This is a genomic window from Kineococcus indalonis (genome assembly GCF_009906395.1).
Lineage (GTDB): Bacteria > Actinomycetota > Actinomycetes > Actinomycetales > Kineococcaceae > Kineococcus > Kineococcus indalonis.
Genome location: NZ_JAAALM010000367.1, coordinates 1 through 4,162 on the forward strand (window position 1 = coordinate 1; position 4,162 = coordinate 4,162).

Genomic DNA, 4,162 nt, shown 5'->3' on the forward strand with positions numbered 1-4,162 from the left:
CGCGCTGCGCCCTGGCCGTCGTCAACGCCGACGACGCGCACGGGCGGCGCCTGGCCGCCGCGGTGCGCACGCCCGTCGTGACGTTCTCCGCGGCCGGCCGGCCCGGCGCCGACTGGCGCGCCCGCGCGGGGAGGTGCTGCTGCGCCCGGTGGCGGTGCCGGTGGTGGACCTGCGCGGCGACGCGGTGCCCGAGGTGCTGGCCGAGGTGCTCGGCGAGGGGCCCGGCCCGGCCGCCGCGCTCGCCGGCGACGGGCTGCGCTGGCTGGCGCACGTGGCGCGCGGGGCCCGCGCCGCCGTGGACGCCGGCAGCGTCGTGCCGACCCTGGCCCCCGCCGCCGGCGACCCCGGCGGCGAGCCGCTGGCCCGCTGGGCGCCGCTGCCCGACAAGCGCTTCCACCGCTGGCGCAGCACCCTCGCCGACCTCGCCCCCGCGGTGCTGCGCTGCGAGGAGCACCCGGCGCGCGGCGGGCCGCCGGCGGCCGCCGCGCTGGTCGAGGAGGTCGCCACCGCCGTCGCCGACCTGCTCGTCAGCCGCCGCACCGCGCACGTGCGCCCGGGCGACGCCGCCCTGGGCCCCGGGCCCGCCGCCTGGGTGCGGGCCCTGGCCACCGGCGGGGCCGTGCCCGAGGGGGCGCAGCCGCGCGCCCTGGCGCACCGGGTGCGCGACTGGCACCGCAGCGCCGACGACGCCGGCTACGACCTCGTGCTGCGCGTGCTGGAGCCGCCCGGCGAGGACGAGCGCTGGCGGCTGCAGGCGCGGCTGCGGCCCGTGGACGACCCCAGCCTGGTGCTGACCCTGGAGCAGGTGCGCGCGGAGTCCGGCGCCGGGGGGCCGGGCGGCGGCGAGGACCCCCTGCTGCTGCTCATGGCCCGCACCGCGCGGGCCGCCGCCGCGCACCCCCCGCTCAAGCGCCTGCTCGCCGGCGCCGGCGACGCCGACGTGGAGGTCGGCGCCGAGGACCTCCTCGACCTCGTGGAGGTCGGCGGCCCCGAGCTCGCCGCCGCCGGCGTGGCCCTGCAGCTGCCGCGGCACTGGACGCGCCGGCCGGTGGGGCTGTCCCTGCACGCCGGCGCCGCCCAGCCCGGCGCCGTGACGAACCCGCGGCTGCGCCGGGCCGACCTCGTCGCCTTCGAGTGGCGCGCCGCGCTCGGCGGCGCGCCGGTCACCGAGGCCGAGCTGCTGGCCCTGGCCGCCTCCCGCGAGCCGCTCGTGCGCTTCCGCGGCGAGTGGGTGCAGGTGGACCGCGAGGCGCTGCGGCGCAGCGCGCTGTTCCTGCGCCGGCGCGGGCGCGGCACCGCCACCGTGCTGGACCTGCTCACCGGCCTGGGCGCCGACCGCGACCTGCCCGCCCCCGTCACCGGCGTCCACGCGCGCGGCGCGCTCGGCGAGGTGCTCGCCGGCGAGGCCGAGGCGCACGTCGCGCCGCTGCCGGACCCGCCCGGGCTGCGGGCGCAGCTGCGCCCCTACCAGCGCCGCGGCGTGGCCTGGCTGGCCGCGATGGCCCGCCTGGGCCTGGGCGCGGTGCTCGCCGACGACATGGGCCTGGGCAAGACCGTGCAGCTGCTCGCCCTGGAGCTGCACGAGCGCACCGGCGGGCAGGGCGACGGCGGGCCGGGAGGCGACGGGCAGGTCCGCGACGGGCAGGTCCGCGACGGGCAGGTCCGCGACGGGCAGGTCGGCGCGCACCGCCCGACCCTGCTGGTGTGCCCGACGAGCCTGGTGGGCAACTGGTGGGCCGAGGCCGCCCGGTTCACCCCGGGGCTGCGCGTGCACGTGCACCACGGCCCGGACCGCCCGCGCGGGGAGCACCTGGCCCGCACCGCCGCCCGCCACGACCTCGTCGTCACCACCTACGGGCTGCTGGTGCGCGACGCCGCCGACCTCGCCGCCGTGCGCTGGCGGCGCCTGGTCCTCGACGAGGCCCAGCACGTCAAGAACGTCGCCACCCGCGCCGCGCGCGCCGTGCGCGCCGTGCCCGCCGAGCACCGGGTGGCGCTGACCGGCACCCCGGTGGAGAACCGCCTGGAGGACCTGCGCGCCGTGCTCGACGCCACCAACCCCGGCCTGCTGGGCAGCGCGGCGAGCTTCCGCGACACCTTCGCGGTGCCCGTGGAGAAGCTCGGCCACACCGCGCCCGCGCGCCGCCTGGCGCTGGTGACGCGCCCGTTCGTGCTGCGCCGCCTCAAGACCGACCCCGCGGTGGCGCCGGACCTGCCCGAGCGCCTGGAGATGACGGTGCGGGCGAACCTGACCCCGGAGCAGGCCGCCCTGTACCGGGCGGTGCTGGACCGGGTGCTGGCCCGCCTGGCCGACGCCGACGACCGCGGCCGGCGCGGCCTGGTGCTCAGCGCCCTGACCCGGCTGGCGCAGGTGTGCAACCACCCCGCGCACTACCTGGGCGACGGCTCCGGCGTGCTGCACCGCGGCCGGCACCGCTCCGGCAAGCTGGAGGTGCTCGACGGCGTCGTGGGCACCGCGCTCGCCGAGGGCGAGAAGGTGCTGTGCTTCACCCGCTTCGCGGAGTTCGGGCACCTGCTCGCCCCGCACCTGTCGGAGCTGACCGGGCGGCGGGTGCCGTTCCTGCACGGCGGCCTGACCCGCGCCCGGCGCGACGCGCTGGTGGCCGAGTTCGCCCGCGACGACGGCCCGCCGGTGCTGGTGCTGTCGCTGCGCGCGGCCGGCACCGGGCTGAACCTCACCGCCGCCAGCCACGTCGTGCACCTGGACCGCTGGTGGAACCCCGCCGTGGAGGACCAGGCCACCGACCGCGCGCACCGCATCGGCCAGCGGCGCACCGTGCAGGTGCGCACCCTCGTCAGCGCCGGGACCGTGGAGGAGAAGGTGGACGAGGTGATCGCCCGCAAGCGCGAGCTCGCCGGCTCCGTCGTCGGCGGCGGCGAGCGGTGGATCACCGAGCTGGACGACGAGGCGCTGCACGAGCTGCTGCGCCTGGGCGCCGACGCGGTCGGGGACTGAGCCGTGCCCCTCCCCCGCCGCACCACACCCCGCACCACCCCCCGCACGGGCTCGCGCGCCGGCTCGCGCGGGGTGCGGGCCGGCGCCCGCTGGTCGCGCCGGCTGCTCACCGCCCTGCCCGCCGCCCTGGAGCGCGCCCACGACCCCGGCCGCTGGCGCAGCGGCGCGGACCTGGCCGCCGCCGGGGCGGTGGGCGAGCTGCGCGTGCGCCCCGGCGCGGTCAGCGCCCGCGTGCAGGGCGAGCGCCCGCGCCCGTGGCTGGTGGAGGTCGGCGTGCGCCGCCACGGCCCCACCGAGGCGGACGCCGTCGTCGCGGTCCTCGTCGAGAACCCGCTGCTCATCGCGCCGCTGGCCACCGGCGACGTGCCGGCGGTGCTGCCGGACCTGCTCGGCGAGGTCGGCCTGGACCTGCTGCCCGGCCCCGGCGAGCTCACCCACGACTGCAGCTGCCCCGACGACGGCGAGCGGGCCTGCGAGCACGTCACCGCGCTGCTGCACGCCCTGGCCGCGCACGCCGACGCCGAGCCCGCCGCCCTGCTGGTGCTGCGCGGCCTGGCGCCGGCGGGGCTGCTGCGCCGCGTGGAGACCGCCGCCTCCGGCCAGGCCCCGGACGCCGAGGAGCTGCCGGCCGACCCGGTGGCGTTCCACCGGCTCGCCGCCGAGCCGCCGCCGCTGGCCGTGGTCCCCCGGGTGCCCGGGCGCACCGCGGCCGACGACCTCGACGCGGTGGCCCTGGGGCCCGGCGCGCACGGGATCGCCGACGCGCTGCGCCCGTTCTACGCGGCCCTGCACGAGGCCGCGGCCCCCGCACGCCCCCGCCGCGGCGGGCGCGGCGGGAGCGGCAGCGGGAGCGGCGGGGACGGGCTCACGTCCACAGCAGGCCCGGCACCGGGCTGAGCGGGCGGGCCGCCGCGGCGCGGGCCAGCGCCACGGCGCCGTCCAGCGGTGAGCCCGCCGGCGCGACGGGGCGCAGGTGCGGGGCGGTGGCGGCCAGCGCCGCGCGGAACGCCGCCAGCAGCGCGGCCGAGGCGAACGCCCCGCCCGTCCAGGACACCTCGCCGGCCCCGGCGGCGCGGGCGGCGGCCACCGCCGTCTCGGCCAGCGCCCGGCCCGCCTCCGCCACGAGGGCGAGGGCGGCGGGGTCGTGCGCGCCGCCCCCGGCGGCGGGCTCGTCGCCGGCGAGGG

Annotated in this window: 2 protein-coding genes and 1 pseudogene; 2 read left to right on the top strand and 1 reads right to left on the bottom strand. The window is 81.2% G+C overall.

Annotation, left to right across the window (positions count from 1 at the left end; all coding sequences use genetic code 11):
- Positions 1 to 133 precede the first annotated feature (133 nt).
- Positions 134 to 2,977, top strand: coding sequence for a DEAD/DEAH box helicase (locus GTR00_RS15785; RefSeq protein ID WP_166612548.1), 2,844 nt, complete (start codon positions 134 to 136; stop codon positions 2,975 to 2,977).
- A gap of 3 nt (positions 2,978 to 2,980) precedes the next feature.
- A complete protein-coding gene (locus GTR00_RS15790) occupies positions 2,981 to 3,874 on the top strand; it encodes a hypothetical protein (RefSeq protein ID WP_166612549.1) in 894 nt (297 codons plus the stop codon).
- Here GTR00_RS15790 and GTR00_RS15795 read toward each other — a convergent pair.
- A pseudogene (locus GTR00_RS15795) lies at positions 3,843 to 4,162 on the bottom strand (hypothetical protein); the annotation flags it as partial. The gene GTR00_RS15790 and the pseudogene GTR00_RS15795 overlap by 32 nt on opposite strands.